Source organism: Metabacillus schmidteae, from assembly GCF_903166545.1.
Taxonomy (GTDB): Bacteria; Bacillota; Bacilli; order Bacillales; family Bacillaceae; genus Metabacillus; species Metabacillus schmidteae.
This window is the reverse complement of the sequence record NZ_CAESCH010000002.1, coordinates 400638-421316: the sequence shown is the minus strand read 5'-3', so window position 1 is coordinate 421316 and position 20679 is coordinate 400638. Positions and strand designations below refer to the sequence as shown.

Here is a 20679-nt window from a genome sequence, read left to right as displayed (position 1 = left end):
AAGTAGAGGAAAGGCTGAGACCCCGCAGGCGGAGACAAGGAGGCTCAGCTTCCTCCCCGGCGCATCGAGTGTCTGCAGCGCAATGGAACGAACTAATTTCCCATACTTACCATTTCATTGGATTTAATAAATTTAACAAAAATAAATCGAACTAGTGGCCCCATAATAATAATTTGCAGCGGCAATGCTACAATGAAGTTCTTACCGAACACAGATAAAAAATCTGACATAATTGAATTGGCGTGATATCCGTTATGAATATAATTTGTAACAAGGCCATAAATGGACATAAAAAATGCCATCCCTATTACCATGCATATTGATATGCTTAGGATTTTGTAGAGCTTATTACTTGTCTTAGCTGTTAATTTCAAGGCAATTTTTTTCGCATTAGGTCCAACTATAAACAAATCAAGTATAAATGCAATAATAAACCCAATGAATAAATCTGATACTCCTTCTATAAACGTCAGCTCCCCAAGCATTCCATTAAGATAAAAATTATAAATTGTCATAAAGAATACCATTCCAAAACACATGATAAAACCAAATTGTATACTTTCCTTTTTCGTTGTTGGCAATTTAATCGCTCCTCCTTTATTAACTCTTTGTATTATATAGAGTAGAAAATTTCCTCGTAAGTGAACATTTTGTGAATTTGTTTCACACAATTCTTCATATAAAAGGAGCGGAGGAACGATAAATGATCCTATTCTAACCTTTCATTTAATGGTGGCCTTCATGCCCTCCACTTTGCGGTTTTTTATTTTCCTTTAAAAATTCCTCATCATTTGCAGTTAATTTTCCAACAACAAATTGCTTTTTCGGCATGATGACAGATCCGTTATTACTTGCATGAACCTGCACAAAATAAAGACCTTCCTCATTAAAATCTTTGCTTAAACTATATATACCTTTTCCCTCTTCATTCGCTTGTTCCATTTCATAGTGAACGGTCCCCTCTTGGTTCCACATCTCAAAATGGACATAATCTGCACCTTCAACCGGCTCTCCTGCTTGTGTTAGCTTTGCTTTGATTGTTTCTTGTTGATTTTCAGTGAATTTTTCCGGGATCATGATTTCAACATCAATAGGATTTTCTTGTTTATATAATGATGCAACATTGTCTTCATCGGCACATGCTGCTAAAAAAATGGCAAAAAACATAACGATTGAGCAGCTAAATCCTTTTCTCATTCTATCTCTCCCCTTCCTTTAAGCGTTAAAGAACTGCTTTAATTTTGGAGTTCTCTGAATGATGAGCAAATCAATTAGCCAAACTAGAATGAGCGATAACCCGACCAGTGGAAATATAATGCCTAAAATGATTAATAGAATTAGAAAACCTTTTACCTTCCTCGCACTAGGTGCATTTGGTGCACTAAGATCATGCTTCTTTTTACGAATTAGCCATAAATAATAGCCGCTAAATGCAACAAAAATGATGCCCCAGCAAATGATGAGACTTATTAGCTGGTTGATCCACCCAAACTGTGTTCCTTTATGAATGGTAACTCCCAAAGCCACTATCTTCCCAATAAATCCATAGTTTTCAAAACGATAATTAGTTAAAACTGCACCCGTATATTGATCAACATGCATCGTTAACTCATCCTGTGCTTTTGGCGGATAAGCTGATAATGTATAAACACCTGCCGGATCACTTGGAAGATAAATCGTATAGCTTGGGTCAATCCCTTCACGATCCGCTACTCTGACAACGTCATCAATTGAAATTGGAATAAATCCTCCTACTTCAGAGGAGGGAATCTCCAGGTTTTCAGCTGCCCATGGTACATCTGCAATTTCCTTCGTTTTAATGGTTGATTCCGGAGCATTTCCGAAGTAAATAGAAGGTGGATATCCTACGCCTGTTTGTGTTGCGAAGTTTTGGAAATGACCTCCCCAAAATCCTGACCAGGGCAGACCTGTCAAGATTAAAAACAGCATACCCCCCATAATCCAGAATGCAGGTACAGCATGCATGTCCCTTACAAGAATCTTCTTACCCTTTTTGAAACGGGGAAAAAGTGAACCTGATAACATGAATTTTTTCTTAGGCATCCATAAATAAAATCCAGTAATAACAAGGATGACAGCCCAACAAGCTACTAATTCAACGAACCGATCGCCTATTGTACCTGCCATTAATTCACCATGGAACTCTTCAATTTTATCCATGATTCGATCCTCGTTATTTAATTCTCCAATTATGTTCCCTGTATATGGATCACTAAAAATCGTCAGTGATTCTTCATGATTTGTAATACCTATTTCACTCGAACGATTCTCTGCCTCTCCAGGTCGATAAGTCGTGACAACCGCATGAGGATACTGTTTTTTCACTTCCTCAATTTGTGTGGTCGGTGAAATTCTCTCATCCTGCGTGGTTACCTCATATAAATCTTTATAGAGAAAATGTTCTATCTGCGGCTTATATAAATAAATCGAGCCGGTAAATGCTAGAATAATAAGAAATGGGGCAATGAGCAGCCCGGCATAAAAATGCCATCTCCATATTGTTTTATATAGAGACGGTCGGGTTTGCTTCTCCTTCTCTGTTTTCATAACTATTGTAGCTCCTTCTCCGTTATTTTTTCTATTACTACTATCATAAGAGAAAAATGTGTGGGATTTGTGAAAAAGACTATTTTCTTAAAAATTTGAATTCTTCCTTAAAAAGCTTTTTCGTAAGATTTATGAATTGGAATACTATTTATAAAAATAAATAGTGGAATGGAGCGGAAGACACTTGATTCCTGCGGGAGGTAGAGGAAAGCAAGTGTCTGCAGCGAAATGAAACGAACTAGTTTTTAAGTTAAACTATTAGTTTCAGATTAAGTACCTAAAGGACACAATAACAGTTTATATTACTAGAATTTGAGCGAAAGAGCGTTAGAATCTCACAAAAACTTCACAACTTCAAAGTAAAATAATAAGTATGATAGGAAATCATAGTGTACATAAGCGAGGGACATGAAATGAGTGTAACGATAATGATCATTGAAGATGAAGGACAGATGAGACAACTAGTCAAAACATTTCTATTAAAAGAAGGATATTCGGTTCTAGAAGCTTCAGATGGAATAGATGCCCTTTCACAAATTAATAAAAATATACCTGATCTCTTAATAGTCGATGTGATGATGCCATATATGGATGGATTTACATTTGCTAACGAAGTGAAAAAAACTCATGACATTCCCCTTATTTTTTTATCGGCAAAAGGAGAGGAATGGGATAAAGTCCATGGACTAAAATTAGGCGGCGATGACTATATCGTGAAGCCTTTCCATCCCGGTGAATTGTTGGCCCGGATTGAATCAGTTTTGAGAAGGACAAAAGGAACAACTTCAACTTCATCGCGACAAATAATAGGACCACTTACATTTGATACAGATTCACACACTGTGATGTTACATGATCAATCACTTTCACTAACATTAAAGGAATATGAATTATTACTGCTACTGGCAAAAAATAATGGGAAGGTTTTTTCAAGGGAACGGCTATTACAGTCCATATGGGGTTACGCTTATACCGGCAGTGAACGAACAGTTGATACACATATTAAAACACTGCGTTTAAAATTAAAGCAATATGGGACTCTCATTCAGACTGTTTGGGGAAAAGGCTACAAAGTGACACTTCCATAAGTGGGGGTTTTCTTCATCCCCCACTTATGGTTAGCGAAACTTATCACGCTCATAGCGCCACATCCTGTGGCTGCGCCTGACTTGGACGTCCTGTCCTTCGTCCGATCTTTACGGGCAGTTATCTCGAACTTATATTCTTATCTTGAAGTCAAAATCTTACTGCCCGTTAAGAATGGGGCAAGTTAGAGGTGTAATTTTGAAATTGAAATCGATATCGTTAAGTCAAAAAGTATTCTTCCTCATTTTAATATGTATCGCATGTTCAATTTTATTTTCATTCTTCTTTTTACATTTTTTATATAAAGATCTCTACCTGAATAGTATTCGTGAATCAGTTATTTACCAAGGAGAAAACACTGCTTCACATTATCATTATGGATCATTAAATGAGGAAATTATCGAGAAAATTCACTGGTTTAATATTGTATCAGAATATGAAGTCATTGTCGTTGATACATATGACGAACTTCAGGAGTATTTTCCTTATCAAATCGGCCAAGAGGCGTTAATAAGTTCTGAAGATAAAAAAATATTATCTCAAGGAAATCATATTTTAAAGGAAGGATACGTAAAAGAATTTGACCGAAACATTGTTGGTGCAATGTTTCCTATTCATAGCGAAACAGAGCTAATCGGAATTGTGTATATTTATGTCCCGTTAGCAGCCATGCAGGAAGTGTTTGAAGGCAGTATTCCGATTCTACTTTTTACTGGAACGATCTTTTTTATCATCTTATTGATTATTGTGAATAGAATTAGACATTCTCTTTTCAAGCCTCTTACAGAAATGCAGGTTTTATCTGGAGAAGTGGCAAAAGGAAAATACTCAAGTCGTCTTCAAATAACAAGTTCAGATGAGGTTGGACAACTGGCAGAAGCATTCAATCTTATGAGCTCATCATTGGAAGAGCAGGAGAAGAGAAAAAAAGAGTTTCTTACAAATGTTGTCCACGAATTACGGACTCCTCTCACCTATATCGGCGGCTACACTCAGGCTCTTAAACAGCAGCTATATTCATCTAAGGAAGAGGCAGACAGCTATTTAACAACGATCGAAAAAGAGACAGACAGGCTTAATAAAATTGTTCATGATCTCATTGAACTCAATTATTTAGAAGAAGATTTTTATGTATTGGATCAGGAACCGATTGCCATGGCTCAGTTACTGTATGATACGATCGACCTTTTTAAAATTCGCTTAGCTCAACATAAAATCCAATATAAGACGACTGTTCAGGAAGATGTGATCATCGTTGGTGACATAAAAAGGATGGAGCAGGTATTATATAACGTAATTGACAATGCCATCAAATACTCACCTTTACATAGTGAAGTGTTGATTGATTTAGGCACCAATTATAATATGATGGTCCTCACTGTTACCAACAAGGGGCATGTGATCGACAACGAAGATATTCAAAGAATTGGAGAGCGCTTCTTCCGTACAGATAAAGCGAGAAGTCGTTCCACTGGTGGTTCCGGTTTAGGCTTATCGATCGTAAAACAAATCGTTACCTTACATAACGGTACCTTTTCAATCGCAAGTGATCACCAAACCGGTACAGTCGTGACCATTCGAATTCCATTATTATTTGAGGAGAACACATGATGAAGAAAGTTTCCCTTTTGCTTATCCTTTGCTGTATCTTTATGTCAGCATGTGGCACAAATAAAGCTTCAACGTTTCAAATGAGTTCTTTTACGTTTACAGACCAAAATGGACAACCCTTTGGGACAGAAAACCTTAAAAATAAAGTTTGGATTGCGAACTTTATTTTCACAAATTGCGAAACAGTTTGCCCACCTATGACAGCAAGCATGTCTGCACTTCAAAAGGAGCTAAAAAACCAAGATCTTGACATTGAACTTGTTTCCTTCAGTGTCGATCCAACGGTTGATACTCCAGATGTCTTAAAGACATTTATGGAAAAATTCACAGATGACTCATCAAACTGGCATATGCTATCAGGCTACAGTCAAAAGGAAATCGAAGAATTCGCAAGAGAAGAATTTCAAACTCTTGTGCAAAAACCATCATCATCTAATCAAGTGATCCATTCTACAAGCTTTTATTTAATCGATCAAAACGGAGAGGTTGTAAACAGCTACGGGTTTCAGCAAAGTCATTTTGAGGAATTGATTGTGGAAATTAAAAAATTGAAATCATAGTTGGGTTTTCTAATAACTTAAATATTGCATCAACCTTTGTTCCAAAATCATTAAAATGCTAGATTCAATTTCGATTTTGCTGCTTTTGGAATTTTTTTAGCTTTTGCAAATGGTTTTTTACTACCTAGCTTTTAAAAGCATACATATTTCCTTTTTGCGTATGCTTATTTTACTTTTTCACCCTTTAAAAGATGGGGGAATGGAGAATTATTACATTTCTCATCTCTTTGACTCTGTTTTTTCCTTTTTTTGGACTTTGCGAATGTTTATTTATTGCCTGGCATTGTAAAAGCATACGTATTTCTTTTTTGCGTATGCTTTTTTACTTTCATTCCCTATAAAAGATGCGCAAATGTAAAATTATTACAATCATTAACGCTTTTGACTCCATTTTTTCCTTTTTTTGGTCTTTGCGAATGTTTGTTTATTACCTGGCATTCTAAATGCATACATATTTCTTTTTTGCGTATGCTGTTTTACTTTTATACCCTATAAGAGATACAAAAATGTAAAATTATTACAATCACCAACACTTTTGACTCCATTTTTTCCTTTTTTTGGTCTTTGCGAATGTTTGTTTATTACCTGGCATTCTAAATGCATACATATTTCTTTTTTGCGTATGCTGTTTTACTTTTATAGATTAAGTCCGTATAATTGTGTAAAAAGAAAAAGGGTTCATTTTATTAACTCTTGGCTACAATGTTTTCAGCGACGATAAACATTGAAAAGAGGAATAAAATGACCCAATTACAGTTTAACCTAAATATGGAAGTTTTAAAAGATTCAGTTATGAATTCTAATATGGAGACGGTTGTGAAGTCAGCTATTGTTTTGGTATTAAATGAATTCATGGAAAAGGAAAGAGATGATTTTCTCCAGACTAGCCCATATGAGCGCTCTGATGAACGTCGTGATTACCGTAATGGGTATTATGAGCGAGACCTGACGATGAGTATTGGAAAGATAAAACTGCAGGTCCCAAGGACTCGTAATGGTGAATTCTCACCTTCGGTTTTTGAGAAGTACGCTCGCTGCGATCAAGCCTTAGTCCTGTCCATGTTGGAAATGGTCATCAATGGTGTTTCCACTAGAAAGGTTACCCATATCGTAGAACAGCTTTGTGGAGAAAACATCTCTAAATCTTTTGTTTCATCTTTAACTCAAAAACTAGATCCCATAGTCAATGATTGGGCTAAAAGGCCTTTAAACATAATCTATTATCCTTTTGTTTTTGTTGATGCAATGTATATTAAAGTACATGAACATCACCGTGTTGTCTCTAAAGCAGTTTATATAGCCACTGCTCTCACTGATAACAACAAGCGTGAGATCCTTGGTTTAACTGTAGATCATACTGAAAGCTATGATAGCTGGAGTCAGTTTTTCAAACAACTTAAATCACGTGGCCTTCAATCCCCTAAGCTAGTCATATCTGATGCACACCAAGGATTACAGAAAGCTATACAACGTGAATTCATAGGCACTACTTGGCAAAGGTGTAATGTCCATTTCAAACGTAATATCATTGAAAAATTGCCTAAAAAGGATTCAGTTGAAATTCGTACAATGATTAAACGTGTATTCGAAGCAGTAACTATTGAAGATATTAGATTATTTAAAGATGAGTTAATGAGTAAATTTGCCACTAATTCTAAATACGAAAAGGCACTTCAAATATTAGATGAAGGGTTCGAAGATACCATTCAATACATGAGTCATCCAGTATCAATTCACCCACATATCAGAAGTACAAACTCTCTCGAGCGATTAAATCAAGAGGTACGAAGAAGAGAAAAAGTAATACGCATTTTCCCTAATACTCAATCTGCTTTTCGGCTAGTAGGAGCTGTATTAATGCAGTATCAAGAGACTGTATACTCAAAGAAAAAATCTTAATTTTGATTGTAGATCCTATTTTTTTCAAACTTCCATCATGGAATTATTTCACAATCAGCAAAGGCTATCAAAGTGAAAAGAGTCTTTGACAGCCTTTGCTGATTGTGAGGTTATAAGCCCATGGAAGTTCGCAAAAAAATGTAAGGGGAAAGACTAACCCCAACTATCTTAATAGGTTGAAAACATTGTATAGGAATTTACACAATATCTAGGACTTGACTCTTTTATACCCTATAAGAGATACAAAAATGTAAAATTATTACAATTACCAACACTTTTGACTCCATTTTTTCCTTTTTTTGGTCTTTGCGAATGTTTGTTTATTACCTGGCATTCTAAATGCATACATATTTCTTTTTTGCGTATGCTGTTTTACTTTTATACCCTATAAGAGATACAAAAATGTAAAATTATTACAATCACCAACACTTTCGACTCCATTTTTTCCTTTTTTTGGTCTTTGCGAATGTTTGTTTATTACCTGGCATTCTAAATGCATACATATTTCTTTTTTGCGTATGCTGTTTTACTTTTATACCCTATAAGAGATACAAAAATGTAAAATTATTACAATCACCAACACTTTTGACTCCATTTTTTCCTTTTTTTGGTCTTTGCGAATGTTTGTTTATTACCTGGCATTCTAAATGCATACATATTTCTTTTTTGCGTATGCTGTTTTACTTTTATACCCTATAAGAGATACAAAAATGTAAAATCATTACAATTACCAACACTTTCGACACCATTTTTTCCTTTTTTTGGTCTTTGCGAATGTTTGTTTATTACCTGGCATTCTAAATGCATACATATTTCTTTCTTGCGTATGCTTTTTTACTTTTATACCCTATAAGAGATACAAAATGTAAAATTATTACAATCACCAACACTTTTGACATCATTCAGTAGAACTGATCTAAGCTGCATGATCTGGCCTGAGTGTGAAAGAGTTATAAAATATAAATAAACTCAAAAAAGTATTAACAAGGGAGGAAATACTTTCTTGAGTATTAAAAATTTAACAAGCACCTTAATAACGTTTTTTAATCAAATTCATTAAAATTAATACACTAAATGAAATTAATAGTATAACAAATACCCAAGACCATGCTAAATCCATGTTTCCGGAATCCATCGCAATATAGATGGCAGTAGGAATGGTTTGTGTTTTTCCCGGGATATTCCCGGCAAACATGAGGGTCGCACCAAATTCACCAAGTGATCGTGCAAAGCTTAAGATAGCTCCAGTTATGATGGCATTTGAAGCTAGAGGTAACGTAATCAACGTAAAAACCTTAAACTCGTTTGCTCCATCAACTCTTGAGGCATCTTCAATGTCCCGATCAATTGTTTCAAATCCTGTTTTAGCAGATTGATACATAAGGGGAAAAGCAACAACTACCGCAGAGATAACAGCTGCCCACCAAGTAAAAATGATGGATTGATGGAACAAATTTTCAATAGCCTGACCAATGAATGATTGTTGACCAAATATGACAATCAATAAAAAGCCAACTACAGAAGGAGGTAAAACTAACGGTAATAGTAAAATAGTTTCTAGTATTGATTTCCCTTTGAACGATTTATTTGCCATAAACTTTGCGGCTAAAATACCAACTATTAGTACGATGAAGAGTGAGATCGAAGCAATCTCCAGAGAGAGTTTGACTGGTGACCAAAACGCATCATTTACGATCATTTTATTAGATTTGAAAAACCATATTCCTCTAAAATGGTTAAAGCTTTTTCAGATTGCATATAGTTAAAAAATACTTCTGCTTCTTGTTGATATTCACTCTCTTTAAGGATACCCAGCGGATAAATAATTGGTGTGTGTGTCCCTTCTTCTGCTGTTTCAATAACATCTACTTTAGTAGAAATTAAGGCATCCGTATTATATACAATACCTGCATCTACATTTCCAGTTTCTACGTACGTTAATACTTGTCTTACATCTTTAGCAAAAATCATTTTATCTTCCACCATCTCCCATTCTCCCACATTATCCAGCATTTCTTTCGCATATTTTCCGGCAGGAACTGTTTCAGGTGTACCTATGGAAATTTTTTTTGCCTTATCTTTTAAGTCTTGAAATGACTTAATGTTTTTATTACTTTCCTTAGGCGTCACTAACACAATTTTATTTCCAACTAAGTCAACCATATTCTCTTTGTCTATTAAATCCTCTTTTACCAAATTGTCAAACTTATCTTCTGCAGCCGAGAAAAACAGATCGGCTGGTGCCCCTTGTACGATTTGTTGTTGTAATGTTCCCGAGCTCCCAAAATTATATGTAACATGAATGTTAGGATAGTCTTTTTCAAAAGAAGTCTTAATTTCATTTAAAACATCAGTCAAGCTTGCTGCTGCTGACACGGTTATTTCTATATTCCTATCTTCTGCAACTTGTCCCGTAGATGAACATCCTATTGAACATAATATGATGATAAAGACGAGTATCAAAAAAGAAAATTTCTTCATTAAGCCTGATCCCTTTCCACATTAGTTATAACTAATTATAACTTATCATTATGCAATCATAAATTTAATCTCTCGAAAAGCAGAAAAGAGTTTAAATTAAGTCCAAGATTTCTCAAACCGGGCAAGTCATATAGAAATACGCTAAAGAGGACTGCTTTAACTTTACAGTCCCTTAGTTGATTATATATCTTCAGGTAAGTGCTGTGTATACAGCTCAAATGCATCATGATGCTCTTTCAAAACAGCCAATGTTTTGATATTAGGCTTTGTATAAATAACTGGATAGTCTCTCTCATCAAACGTCTCATTCACCGAAAACGCTAATTTTTCTTGATCAATTGAAAATTGAGCATCAACTCCAGCTTTATTTCCGCGGGCATCTAATCGAATCCACTTGTCTAAAGAGGTTAGATAAACCGCATTTAATGCATGGAGGGAGTATCCTTTTTCCGGTGTATCAAACAACATTAAACGCTGATAGCAAAAGCCGGTTGGAATTCCTTGGGAGCGCAATAATGCTGCTAATAAATTCGATTTTGCATAACAAATGCCTTCACCGTATGTTAATACATTGGATGCTTTACAGGTAACTTGTGTTCCTTGTATATCCCATGAATGAGAAATTCCATCACGAACAAATTCAAAAGCTATTTTTGCTTTTTCAACCTCCGTTTGAGTCGGGCTAAAAAGTTCCTCTGTTTTCTCTTTTATCATTTTATGAGAATAGTTAACATCATCAGTTTCGTGTAAATAATCTTCTAATTTGTCAGATTCACAAACTAATTGCATAAACAGATCACCCCTCCATATTGTATAAATAATAGATATTATGTATTATTATACATTTATACATATGGAAATGACCAATTCATTTTAAGTAAGTTTTAGAATTTGATGAATAAGTAGTTTTCTAACTTCGGCTACATCCTGTGATAGCACTTCTTTCACACTTGGTCCAAACCATTCTAAAGAAGCATGAACATCAGTTGTTTTGAAGGCTTCTGATAAAAACTGATGATAATCTACTTCACCATGAAATAATGGAACCATTCCTTCTCGTGACCCTGATGCAGCGTAGACATTGTCAGGAGCGAATACAGATAATTTGTCACGTGAAGAGATATTTTTCAGATGAAAATGTGAAATAAATGGTTGAAGCTTCTTCATGGCTTCAACTGGATGGACCCCGGATTCCCAAACATGCAGCACATCGAAATTAATTCGAAGGGCCGGATGGTTAACTTCCTGCAACATGTTTAATGTAGAACTAAGCTGATCTGCTAAAGTATGTGGATGTGTTTCGATAAGCAGAACTTGTCCTTTAGAAAGGAGAAACTCACATATCATCCGGACTTTTCGAATGAGCTCCTCTCTTTCTTTTGAACTTGTTATAGCACTTCCTTTTTTTCCAACAAATGTTCGTATCTTATTTGTTCCCCAATGATCAGCAATGTTTGATAGGTATTCTGTTTCCTTCATCAAGTTTTCACTACTAGCTTCTAACGGAAGATAATCTGATATCATACTTGTTTCTAATCCGTAGGAATTTAGCCATTCCTTCCCATAATGGTGATCTTCTACTAGATTTTTGGCATGTACTCCCCAGAGCTCGATTCCATCAAAATGATGTGATTTTGCCCAGTGTGCAAGTTGATCAATCGAATACAAATGATGTCGAAAAGAAATGGTGCAAATTGAAAGCTTCATCCTACTGCCTCCCCTTCTTTTTGTAAGAGGTTTTGTTTGAGTAACCATTTGTTAAAACATTCCTGCAGCCCTTGTTTTATCTTAAATTCCAAGGCATTTTGTTCATTCAATTTCTCATAAATAGAGGTAAGAATAGAAGAATCCTTTGTTACCTCAAACTTCATGGCTCTGTATTGAATCGTTGTAAACCCTTTAACAAGGCGTTCAATTTCATTACACCATTCTTCAAACCCTTCCTCCTCAAGGTCGAGGTTCTCCCAAAAATAAGCAAAGGCATGTTCATATGCATACTTTCTTATTGCTAAAACCGGTAGTTGTTTTAAGGCTAGTGAAAGCTTGACTTGCTGAGGATTTCCCTCCATATAATCTGTGATGATCTTTCCAATCGCTTCTATTATTGGATTTACATCATGTTTGATACATGTATGAAAATAGGATTCAATGGTCTCCTTTGTTGGCAGTTGAATGTCTGACGCATGAAAATAATAACCTCCTTCTACACTCGGTTCTTTAATAGCTTGAAGAATTCTTTCTTTAGGAAGTACCCCTTCCCATCGAAAATCAGGGTCATACATCATCCACTCCTCTTTCTTTTCCGTTTTCTCCAGCATGACATAATGAGGAAATGGTCTTTGATGAAATTTATTTTCTCGCTCCGGTAGCATTGATAAATCAAGCATAACCATTACATACGTATGGGTGGATTTTTGTTCAATAAGCATTTCAAGCTTTTCTATATTGGCAGATTTGGACTCTGTTATGTCATACCATTTAAATAACTTCACGCCATATAGCAATTCATACCAAGTTTGAAAGAATTCATGATCAATTTGCTTAGAATGATAGGTTAATCTTCCATTTTCAATGTCAAAATCAGCATCCCAGACACCAAAATAGTAGGGTCTATGATCTACGCCCTTCGTTTTCTTGATCACTTCACAAACACAGCTAACAAAGCAATGAACCTTTATCATTTTACTCCTCCAAATGCTTTACATTGTTGACGTTGTATAAAATCGATTAGCGTACCAACCGTTCGAAAATCCTTTGGGACAAGTAATTCATCTGGTACTTTAATGCCAAAATCCAATTCAAGATGTAAAACGAGTTCAAGAATCATCACAGAGTCCAAATAAAGGTCTTCATTCAAACGTGTATCTTCATGAAAAGATGAAATTGTTGGAAGCTCTAATTTTTCCTTTAAAATGTTATAAATCATCTCCATCATTTCTTCTCTCTTCATATATGTAACTCCGCTAATTGTTTTCTGCTAATCTTCCCGTTTTGGAGTTTCACAATCTCCCTTACAAACTTGAATTCTATTGGCAATTGATGGGGGGCAAGAAAACGGCTGCACCAATCTCTTAGTTCAGACTCGTCAATTCTTTCATCTGAAACATACTGAGCATATACTCTTTCACCTGAGAGTTTGTTTTTTACTTTATATACAGCTGCTTCTTTAATTCTTGGTACATTTAGGAGAACATTTTCTACCTCTTGAGGATAAACATTAATCCCTGCCACATTAATTGTGTCATCAATTCTAGACAGAAAAACGAGGATTCCCTCTTTTATATAACCCAAATCACTTGTATAAATGGACTTCTCAAACGTGTGAATGACAACTTCACCAGGGTTATCTTCTTCACCTGCTTCTACTCTTACATGTGGCAGAGGTGATCCCATTTCTGCCGGATTTTTCACATGAGAATGAATGGTCACACAACCTGCTTCGGAGCAACCATACTGCTGGAAAACCTTATGTGACACTGCTCTTATTGAATCCAGCCAATTGGTTGGCATAACCGTACCGGATGTCATCACACAATCCATTTGTTCACCAGACCCCATTAATCGACTTAATGTATGCAGCAAAGGAGGAGCAGCATAAAGAATATGTTTTGGGTGTTGTTGTAGTTTTTTCATCACAAACTTTGGATTCATATTTGTGATAATAATGGGTTCCTCTCCCCTTTTTAAGCAAGCCAATACACCGCTAATTAACCCATATGAATGTGTAATAGGACATGCAATGATAGATGGTGTCCCTTGTTCAATAGGCAACGCGTAAACATAACTCTCAAGTTCTTCCTCAATGGAACTCCACGTTCTCTCAATCATTTTTGGAGTTCCTGTTGTCCCTGAGCTCATTTGAATAAGTCCTCCAGCTGCATCATACCTAACACTTGATAGATTTATAACAGTATCTAGAGTTTGGAAAAACAGAAAGTCTCTAGATGCTTCCTCTGCTATACGAATGGCCCCATCTTTAGGTGTGGAAGGATGAATAGGAAACACAGACCCACCTTTTTCTCGAATATATAAACAAAGTGTTAGCCACTGGAACGCATCAGTCAGACAAACAGCTACCCGATGATTCTGGCAATCTCTAATGTAAGGTATTTGATCAAACAACCGATATTGATTCACTACATCCTCTAACGTGTAATAGTGATCATTCACATAAAACATCACTTATTCCTCCTCTTGATTCAATTGATTAAAAAAATTTTTCACAAAATGGCGGTATTCTTTTCGACTACTTTGAACCTTCTTTGTAAATAAAGATTCAACAGCGATTTCAGGTTTTGAATACTTTATTTTCTCGTGACGGTCTTGTAGCTTTGGATACTTCTCCAAATGGTTGGAGATGGCTGCACTAACCTGATTCCAAAATAATTTTTCATTGTATCCTCTTTTTTGTTCAATGACATAAGATAACTCACTTAAGTGAAAAACAAACAGTGTATCCATCACTAATTCCCGCAATGCTTCTATCGATGACATCCAGTAATACTTATCTATAGGAGCTTGGTGATATTCGCTATGAATCTTCTCAAAGTCTGGAATAAGATGTGGTTCCTTCACAAACTCCCTTGTGTATTCAATGCTTTCATGAAAATCACGTAGCACCACTCGTGTGGGCCACCCATTCCGATGAAGCAAAATCATATTCTGAGCATGTGCCTCAACAGCAATTCCATGTGCAACTAACAAGTGCCACACTGGGACAACACTTACTTCTACTAAACGTTCCACCCATGTTTCGATTCCATATTGTGATAACCATTTATCAATAAATAGGTGACCATCCTTTTCAATTGCCATAAGTGCTGTAAATGGGACTGCTTCTTCTCCTTCCTTCATATATGTTCTAATACTTTCTCGCCAGATTGCGCCAAGCTGCCCAGTTAATTCAGGTTTTTCTTTCGCTTCAAAACTAATTCCGGCATATTCCTTTAAAATCACTAAGGAAACATCTTGAGATAAATAAGGATCTGATTGAATGACTTTTTCTAACCATGCTGATATAAAAGGTGCTGAACAAAGAGAAGGTGAAGATAATGTTCGCAATGATGAAGTGTTGACCATATTCATAGACAGTTTGATATATGCCTTGTCCGAATCCGTTTGATTCCACAATGTGCGAACTGATTGTGTTGCACGATATCGATCACCTTTACAAGACATAAGAAGCAGATCGCCGGTTGTGATTAGAGCGGATAATTGATGATAAATCGATTGCCATTGCCATGGATGAATTGGAAGAAATGTATACTCCTCAAATGTGGCTCCCGATTGCATGAGCTGCAAGTTCATATCCTGCCACATATCTTCACCAAACTCCCGCTTCCAAAATTCCTGTTCATCCTCAAGCAAAGAGACATTTACGTTCTGTCTTTTTACGGCTGTCCAAAAAAGTGTAAATGACTGTTTACCTTCAGGCCCATATGCTTCATGATCTTCTAATGTAAAACCCGTTCGGGATTTATAGCATGGATGATAGAGGTGGCCTTCACCTATCTCGGATTCCAGTTCTTCAAAATTTGAATTTCTTCTCGATAAAGGGATTGATAGATACTTTTCATTCCATTCACACAGCTTTATCGTTTGAGAAAGTTCATGGGAAACACGCTTATGACTTTGTTCATCAATACTGCACTCACTTAACAGCTCATCGATTGTTACTTCATTGAATTGATCATTAGACAGTAGTTGACATATACTTGCTTCTTCAAGACGAATCCGATCAAATGCCCCTCTTTTTCCTTTGCACCAATAGGTCCGCTCCTTGCCAAAAAGATGAAATACTCCCTTTTGTACCTCTTTATAATCTATTAATCCTTCATACATCATTGCTTCAACCAACTGCCGTTTTACTCGATCACTGCTTTTTTTACAAAGAATACGAGAGGACGCCTGCATACACTTCCTCCTTACGATGACCGACTAGCGGATTCGTCATTTTTGTGTAAATAGCTTGCTCAAGCTCAGCTGTTAATTCATCTACATCATGAAATCTTGTTAATAAGTTTGCTTTATGTGATAGCTTTTCGTCGTGCAGTAATTTGTGGACAAACCTTTTTCCTTTTCCGGTTAGGTCTTTTTCAAGCGTTTTTAATTTTTGTACTGTTATGTTAATCAGGGCTGATTCTGTAAGAAGTTGATCTGCTCCAAAGCGATAAATGATAGAAAATAACTGGTTCACCACTAAATAGTAGGTAAATCGCTCTTGTATTAATTCATCTTCATAAAATAATTCGAATGTTTCCAGAAGTCCCGGCTCTATGGAAAGAAGCTCTTGTTTACGTGATGAAGAGAGGTAGTATCCCTGATTATCTCGATAATAGTAATGCTCTGGATAACCTGTTGATATATCCAGCAAACTATTCTGCTGGTGTGCTTCCAATGCAATCCCATGTTGATCATAGAGTTTAATGATTGGCTCAATTGAACAGCTCCAATACTTATCAAACCAGTCCAAACTCACTTCCTCCACTGACCGGGCTTCTTTATAGGCATTCATCATAATGATTTGATTCAGCTTAGATGTATGAGTTGGAAAAGGTTCCTGTACAATGGCAGCAATTGAGCTAATGACATTGTTATTCCCCTCCTTAAAAGGGTTCGATCTCAAAATAACTTCAAATCCTGATTCTCCCTTATGTGAAAAGTCCACGGTAATATAGGCAGGGTCTTCAATAATGGAAAAAGATGAATACTTATCTAAGAATGGCAATTTATTTATAAGCCGGGACATCATTACTCCTGCTTTAAGCTCGTGCATTCGATTGACTCTTAACGAATTTGTTACCTTTACCGGAATTGAAAATTTATACATCCAATCTTCACTCTCACAATAAACCGTTCGTATTGAAGAGGTTGCGGTAAAGTGAGGACCTAATACTCCAAGATCTTTTATTGTTCCTTTCAAAAGTGCTTTTTTCACTTCATTCTGCTGCAGTAGCCACTGTGCTTGAAGTGGATGCATTGGAATAAGACAGGTTCCCTCTTCTTTTATCAAATGTGGTACAGCCTTTAACACGGATTGGTGGATAAGTTCACTTGCCCTATTTGACATGCTTGATGATTCCAAAATAAAGTGTTCATCAACTTGAAAATAATGCAGTTGAAACTTCCCCTTTAGCTCAGGAGCAAAGCTTTTTTGCTGCCAGTTTGACATTCCTTGTCTACTTTTTGGAGTAGGGTGGAGCCAATGCCCAAATAAAAGTGACTGTTCATTCTCTATAAAGGTTGAACCTTCAGATGAATGTTGGGTATCAGTCAATCTTTCTTCAATATAACGTGTCATCGTTTGATAGCTTTCAATTAACCGAAGAATAAGTTCATCATAATGAGATGCAAGCTCAAAGCAGCCATTCGCCCTTGCCATTAGGTGAAGTTCTTGAATAAGGTTCATCATGATGGTTAATCTGTCTTCTGCCTGCCAGCTGTTTTCCTTTGGGCAATATTTAAGGGATGATCCAATGTGGTGTTTTCCAGCTTGGGATTGATAAAGCACCTCAAATGAATAGTTAAGACCTTGCATTGGCAAGTTAAGTTCCACCATATCGCTGCCATTAAGTAAACTGGAGCATCTGTTTCTTATCTTCCATTTCTCTGTATCTATCCATGATCCATGATCTACTTCACGCAAATAACAATTAAGAAAAGCCTGTAATGTTGCTTCTACTGCAATCTGTTTGGCGGTAAAATTCATCTTCACACCTCATTTTAGAGTCTTTAGTCCTAATAACTGATAACAATTCTCAATGTTTGATAAAAAAAAGCATTTTTACTGAAGCCGATCTGTTGTACTTAGTGTTCATGTAAATCAGAACGGCTTATTCTTATATGGTTACCTGCAGTTTTTACTGGGATATGTAAGCAGTTGATGGAGATATTCCATACATCGTCAGAGTTTATTGGATATTAGAAGGCTCTCTATATTCTTTTTTGCTTAACACATGGTAAACATCTTGAGTACCACTAATGATATAGGATGGTGATGGATTGCCACGTTTTGCCCGATGACCTGCTAGATGTATGTCACTAGTCTCCCAAGCTTTCCAATCACTTTCAGATTCCCAGCGAATCATAATGATCACTTCTTCATCACCTCTTCTTTGTTTCTTTTTTAATACAGTTAAATCAATAAATCCTTTTTGCTGTTCAATGATTCCTTCCCCGGCAAAACGCTCTACCATTTTCTCTGCATTTCCCTCTGTGACCGTTACAGTCTTTAATTGTATAAACATTCCAGTTCCTCCAATTCATTTTCTGGTATTTATCCAACAGTATAAATGGTAATGATAATCATTTTCAATACTAAATAGAAAAATAGAGCATTTTTCCTACAAAGAGAAAGGAAAGCATATGACCTTCTAAATATAAAGAAAACTCGTCGATTGGCGAGACTATAAAGGCGAAGCGTGATGAGTAGTTGCCCTTATGCTTTGTACTTAAAATTGGCCACTGCGTCGATTAAACTTCCACGCTGCCAATTTATACTTTTTTAACGTACAAAAAAGACACGAACTATAGTGTTCGCGCCTTTTTATGTTTCGGATTGATTGGATTAATTGTTTTAATTTTTTTTATGAAATAATAATGTTTATAAAGAGCAAGTATAATCAATAAAATTCTCACAAGAAGAATATCAACATAAAAAATAGATACGAGGATGAAGAAATCAGCGATTACATTAATGCGGATCTTCTCTTTGCGGGTCATTCCTTTTTTTTGTAAAAATCTCAAGACATATTTTTCATATAGGGAAGTACTCTTGAACCAGTTTTCAATTGATTTAGAGCTCTTTGTAAAACAAAAGAGAGCAAATAGATAAAAGGGGCCTCCAGGAAGAACAGGTAATACAGTTCCCGCTATTCCGATTGCTAAGGAAATAAATCCAAGAAGCAAAAACAACATACGTATTATTTTATTTATGTTTTTCACCTACCCTTTTTATTTTATCTATATATTATAAATTACATAATCAAACTTCAGGAGAAAAATCATCACTAAGATTATTTTACCATCCATCATTATGTATCTTGAATATTTTTTCCTAAAAATAGAAAAAGGTGAGTTATCTCTTACCTTAACTCACCTTTTTCCAACTATTTATATTAGGAACCCTTTTCTTGTACTGTTTCCTTGGAAGGTGCAAACCAACCAAGTAGTGCAATAGCAATTAAGACTCCATAGAAAATCAATGTCCATACTGTACTATGAGGGAAATGATGGTCCAAGACTCCAATATCCTCATGAGCGAGAGTGATTATAGCCAGTTTAACACCAACCCATGCAACAATTGCATATGCTGTCGTTTCCAATGCCGGACGTTTTGCAAGAAGTGCCACAAACCAAGTTGCAGCAAATTTAATGAGAATAAGACCGGCAATACCACCAAGAACAACAACAATGAACTTACCGGCATCCATACCACCAAAATTACCTAGTGGTGAATCTGGAAGACCTAGTGCAAGGGCAACCGCAGCCAGAATAGAATCAATTGCAAACGCAAGGTCAGCTAAAGCAATCTTTCCGACAGTTGGCCAGAAACCTTTACCACGTGCTTCCTTTTCCTCTTCTTCATGAACTTTCTCATTTTCTTTCCCAAATTTAGCTTTAATGACATGCTTTAATCCCAGGTATAAAAGATATGCTGCTCCAATCGCCTGAATTTGCCAGACGTTTGCAATAAATGAAATGGCAAATAGTGCACCAAATCTAAATACAAATGCCATTAAAATACCATAGTTTATTGCTCGTTTTTTCTGATCTTCAGGTAAATGCTTGGCTATTACTGCCAGTACCAGAGCGTTGTCTGCGGATAATAATCCTTCCAATCCTATTAGGATTAACAGCGCCCAGGCATATTCTAACCAAATTGACTCCATCTGCCTCTCTCCTTACTATTACAAAAATACATATAAAAAGTTTCGATAACTATAGGCTTCCCGATTATATAACTGGTACTCAAATATAAGAATGCTAATAATTGTTATTCAGTTACGATCTCGGGGCTTATCCTATTCCTTTAGCTTTTTTGAAGGTAGTAAGTACTGTGCATAGTTTATGTGTGGCTTTGTGATGTTCGCTTACTTAAACCATTTTTTGTCACAGTGTTTTCTAAAAACAAAGCCCTTTTAAAAAAGCCTTTGAAATAATCAGAGCCTAGTCATCACTTTTAATACTTTGTCCACTATTTCCCTTTATCGGAAGAAGAAAAACGGTATTTGAAAACTTTCTCTTACATTCCTATTAATTCTAAGGTTTCTATCCACAATAGAAGTAGATATAATAGCTGCTATTACTTCGGTAGATACTAAATATGTATTGAAACTAAAAAAGATTAGAGGTTATGTTAACTAATGAGAATTCTGCTTCTCACCTAATTTTATTCTTTAATGCCTATTGCTTCTATTCGCACCAATAATTTTAGCATATTTATCCACTGAAAAGGTGAAATTTTAAATAATTT

19 protein-coding genes are annotated in these 20679 nt (G+C 35.9%); 4 read left to right on the top strand and 15 right to left on the bottom strand.

Annotation, left to right across the window (positions count from 1 at the left end):
• Positions 1-92 precede the first annotated feature (92 nt).
• The 3 genes from HWV59_RS22850 to HWV59_RS22840 form a co-directional block, all read right to left on the bottom strand.
• A complete protein-coding gene (locus tag HWV59_RS22850) occupies positions 93-581 on the bottom strand; it encodes a DUF2798 domain-containing protein (RefSeq protein WP_175640384.1) in 489 nt (162 codons plus the stop codon).
• 145 nt (positions 582-726) lie between these two features.
• A complete protein-coding gene (locus HWV59_RS22845) occupies positions 727-1197 on the bottom strand; it encodes a FixH family protein (RefSeq protein ID WP_175640383.1) in 471 nt (156 codons plus the stop codon).
• 18 nt (positions 1198-1215) lie between these two features.
• A complete protein-coding gene (locus HWV59_RS22840) occupies positions 1216-2568 on the bottom strand; it encodes a PepSY-associated TM helix domain-containing protein (RefSeq protein ID WP_175640382.1) in 1353 nt (450 codons plus the stop codon).
• Between the two features lie 413 nt (positions 2569-2981).
• On the opposite strand from HWV59_RS22840, the gene HWV59_RS22835 reads away from it, so the two are divergent.
• From HWV59_RS22835 to HWV59_RS22820, 4 genes are all read left to right on the top strand, one after another.
• Complete coding sequence (locus tag HWV59_RS22835) at positions 2982-3656, top strand: response regulator transcription factor (RefSeq protein WP_175640381.1); 675 nt, start codon at positions 2982-2984, stop codon at positions 3654-3656.
• A 196-nt stretch (positions 3657-3852) separates the two neighbouring features.
• Complete coding sequence (locus tag HWV59_RS22830) at positions 3853-5265, top strand: sensor histidine kinase (RefSeq protein WP_175640380.1); 1413 nt, start codon at positions 3853-3855, stop codon at positions 5263-5265.
• Complete coding sequence (locus HWV59_RS22825) at positions 5262-5825, top strand: SCO family protein (protein ID WP_175640379.1); 564 nt, start codon at positions 5262-5264, stop codon at positions 5823-5825. The genes HWV59_RS22830 and HWV59_RS22825 overlap by 4 nt, the downstream gene beginning before the upstream one ends.
• Before the next feature lie 741 nt (positions 5826-6566).
• A complete protein-coding gene (locus tag HWV59_RS22820; protein WP_175640378.1) occupies positions 6567-7724 on the top strand; it encodes an IS256 family transposase in 1158 nt (385 codons plus the stop codon).
• A 1030-nt stretch (positions 7725-8754) separates the two neighbouring features.
• Here the strand turns inward: HWV59_RS22820 and modB are convergent.
• The 12 genes from modB to HWV59_RS22760 form a co-directional block, all read right to left on the bottom strand.
• Entirely contained in the window at positions 8755-9423 is a 669-nt protein-coding gene (modB, locus tag HWV59_RS22815) for a molybdate ABC transporter permease subunit (protein WP_175640377.1), read from the bottom strand.
• Positions 9420-10205 carry a molybdate ABC transporter substrate-binding protein gene (modA, locus tag HWV59_RS22810; RefSeq protein WP_102232487.1) on the bottom strand — a complete coding sequence of 262 codons (786 nt, stop codon included), beginning with the start codon at positions 10203-10205 and terminating at the stop codon, positions 9420-9422. The genes modB and modA overlap by 4 nt, the downstream gene beginning before the upstream one ends.
• A gap of 180 nt (positions 10206-10385) precedes the next feature.
• Positions 10386-10994: a transglutaminase-like domain-containing protein gene (locus tag HWV59_RS22805; protein ID WP_175640376.1), complete on the bottom strand. Its 609-nt coding sequence runs from the start codon at positions 10992-10994 to the stop codon at positions 10386-10388.
• Positions 10995-11078: 84 nt separating this feature from the next.
• Positions 11079-11912 (bottom strand): sugar phosphate isomerase/epimerase family protein, encoded by an 834-nt coding sequence (locus tag HWV59_RS22800; protein WP_175640375.1) that lies wholly within the window; start codon positions 11910-11912, stop codon positions 11079-11081.
• Positions 11909-12886, bottom strand: a complete 978-nt coding sequence (locus HWV59_RS22795; RefSeq protein ID WP_175640374.1) for a DUF6005 family protein — start codon at positions 12884-12886, stop codon at positions 11909-11911. The genes HWV59_RS22800 and HWV59_RS22795 overlap by 4 nt, the downstream gene beginning before the upstream one ends.
• Complete coding sequence (asbD, locus tag HWV59_RS22790) at positions 12883-13155, bottom strand: petrobactin biosynthesis protein AsbD (RefSeq protein ID WP_175640373.1); 273 nt, start codon at positions 13153-13155, stop codon at positions 12883-12885. The genes HWV59_RS22795 and asbD overlap by 4 nt, the downstream gene beginning before the upstream one ends.
• Positions 13152-14384 carry an AMP-binding protein gene (locus tag HWV59_RS22785; RefSeq protein ID WP_175640372.1) on the bottom strand — a complete coding sequence of 411 codons (1233 nt, stop codon included), beginning with the start codon at positions 14382-14384 and terminating at the stop codon, positions 13152-13154. Before HWV59_RS22785 ends, asbD begins: the two co-directional genes overlap by 4 nt.
• A 3-nt stretch (positions 14385-14387) precedes the next feature.
• Positions 14388-16118 carry an IucA/IucC family protein gene (locus tag HWV59_RS22780; RefSeq protein ID WP_175640371.1) on the bottom strand — a complete coding sequence of 577 codons (1731 nt, stop codon included), beginning with the start codon at positions 16116-16118 and terminating at the stop codon, positions 14388-14390.
• On the bottom strand, positions 16090-17913 hold the full coding sequence (locus tag HWV59_RS22775; RefSeq protein ID WP_175640370.1) for an IucA/IucC family protein: 1824 nt from the start codon (positions 17911-17913) through the stop codon (positions 16090-16092). Before HWV59_RS22775 ends, HWV59_RS22780 begins: the two co-directional genes overlap by 29 nt.
• Positions 17914-18115: 202 nt before the next feature.
• On the bottom strand, positions 18116-18451 hold the full coding sequence (locus tag HWV59_RS22770) for an antibiotic biosynthesis monooxygenase family protein (protein WP_102232479.1): 336 nt from the start codon (positions 18449-18451) through the stop codon (positions 18116-18118).
• A 280-nt stretch (positions 18452-18731) separates the two neighbouring features.
• Positions 18732-19121 carry a YbaN family protein gene (locus tag HWV59_RS22765; RefSeq protein ID WP_175640736.1) on the bottom strand — a complete coding sequence of 130 codons (390 nt, stop codon included), beginning with the start codon at positions 19119-19121 and terminating at the stop codon, positions 18732-18734.
• 200 nt (positions 19122-19321) lie between these two features.
• Complete coding sequence (locus HWV59_RS22760; RefSeq protein ID WP_102232477.1) at positions 19322-20095, bottom strand: TerC family protein; 774 nt, start codon at positions 20093-20095, stop codon at positions 19322-19324.
• Positions 20096-20679 lie beyond the last annotated feature (584 nt).

Excerpts from the sequence above, each read along its gene's own strand:
- HWV59_RS22785 (WP_175640372.1), bottom strand. The coding sequence starts at position 14,384 with ATGTTTTATGTGAATGATCACTATTACACGTTAGAGGATGTAGTGAAT.
- modB (WP_175640377.1), bottom strand. The coding sequence starts at position 9,423 with ATGATCGTAAATGATGCGTTTTGGTCACCAGTCAAACTCTCTCTGGAG.
- HWV59_RS22770 (WP_102232479.1), bottom strand. The coding sequence starts at position 18,451 with ATGTTTATACAATTAAAGACTGTAACGGTCACAGAGGGAAATGCAGAG.
- HWV59_RS22775 (WP_175640370.1), bottom strand. The coding sequence starts at position 17,913 with ATGAATTTTACCGCCAAACAGATTGCAGTAGAAGCAACATTACAGGCT.
- HWV59_RS22835 (WP_175640381.1), top strand. The coding sequence starts at position 2,982 with ATGAGTGTAACGATAATGATCATTGAAGATGAAGGACAGATGAGACAA.
- HWV59_RS22760 (WP_102232477.1), bottom strand. The coding sequence starts at position 20,095 with ATGGAGTCAATTTGGTTAGAATATGCCTGGGCGCTGTTAATCCTAATA.
- HWV59_RS22840 (WP_175640382.1), bottom strand. The coding sequence starts at position 2,568 with ATGAAAACAGAGAAGGAGAAGCAAACCCGACCGTCTCTATATAAAACA.
- HWV59_RS22800 (WP_175640375.1), bottom strand. The coding sequence starts at position 11,912 with ATGAAGCTTTCAATTTGCACCATTTCTTTTCGACATCATTTGTATTCG.
- HWV59_RS22825 (WP_175640379.1), top strand. The coding sequence starts at position 5,262 with ATGATGAAGAAAGTTTCCCTTTTGCTTATCCTTTGCTGTATCTTTATG.
- asbD (WP_175640373.1), bottom strand. The coding sequence starts at position 13,155 with ATGAAGAGAGAAGAAATGATGGAGATGATTTATAACATTTTAAAGGAA.
- HWV59_RS22765 (WP_175640736.1), bottom strand. The coding sequence starts at position 19,121 with ATGTTGTTTTTGCTTCTTGGATTTATTTCCTTAGCAATCGGAATAGCG.
- HWV59_RS22795 (WP_175640374.1), bottom strand. The coding sequence starts at position 12,886 with ATGATAAAGGTTCATTGCTTTGTTAGCTGTGTTTGTGAAGTGATCAAG.
- modA (WP_102232487.1), bottom strand. The coding sequence starts at position 10,205 with ATGAAGAAATTTTCTTTTTTGATACTCGTCTTTATCATCATATTATGT.
- HWV59_RS22805 (WP_175640376.1), bottom strand. The coding sequence starts at position 10,994 with ATGCAATTAGTTTGTGAATCTGACAAATTAGAAGATTATTTACACGAA.
- HWV59_RS22780 (WP_175640371.1), bottom strand. The coding sequence starts at position 16,118 with ATGCAGGCGTCCTCTCGTATTCTTTGTAAAAAAAGCAGTGATCGAGTA.
- HWV59_RS22820 (WP_175640378.1), top strand. The coding sequence starts at position 6,567 with ATGACCCAATTACAGTTTAACCTAAATATGGAAGTTTTAAAAGATTCA.
- HWV59_RS22845 (WP_175640383.1), bottom strand. The coding sequence starts at position 1,197 with ATGAGAAAAGGATTTAGCTGCTCAATCGTTATGTTTTTTGCCATTTTT.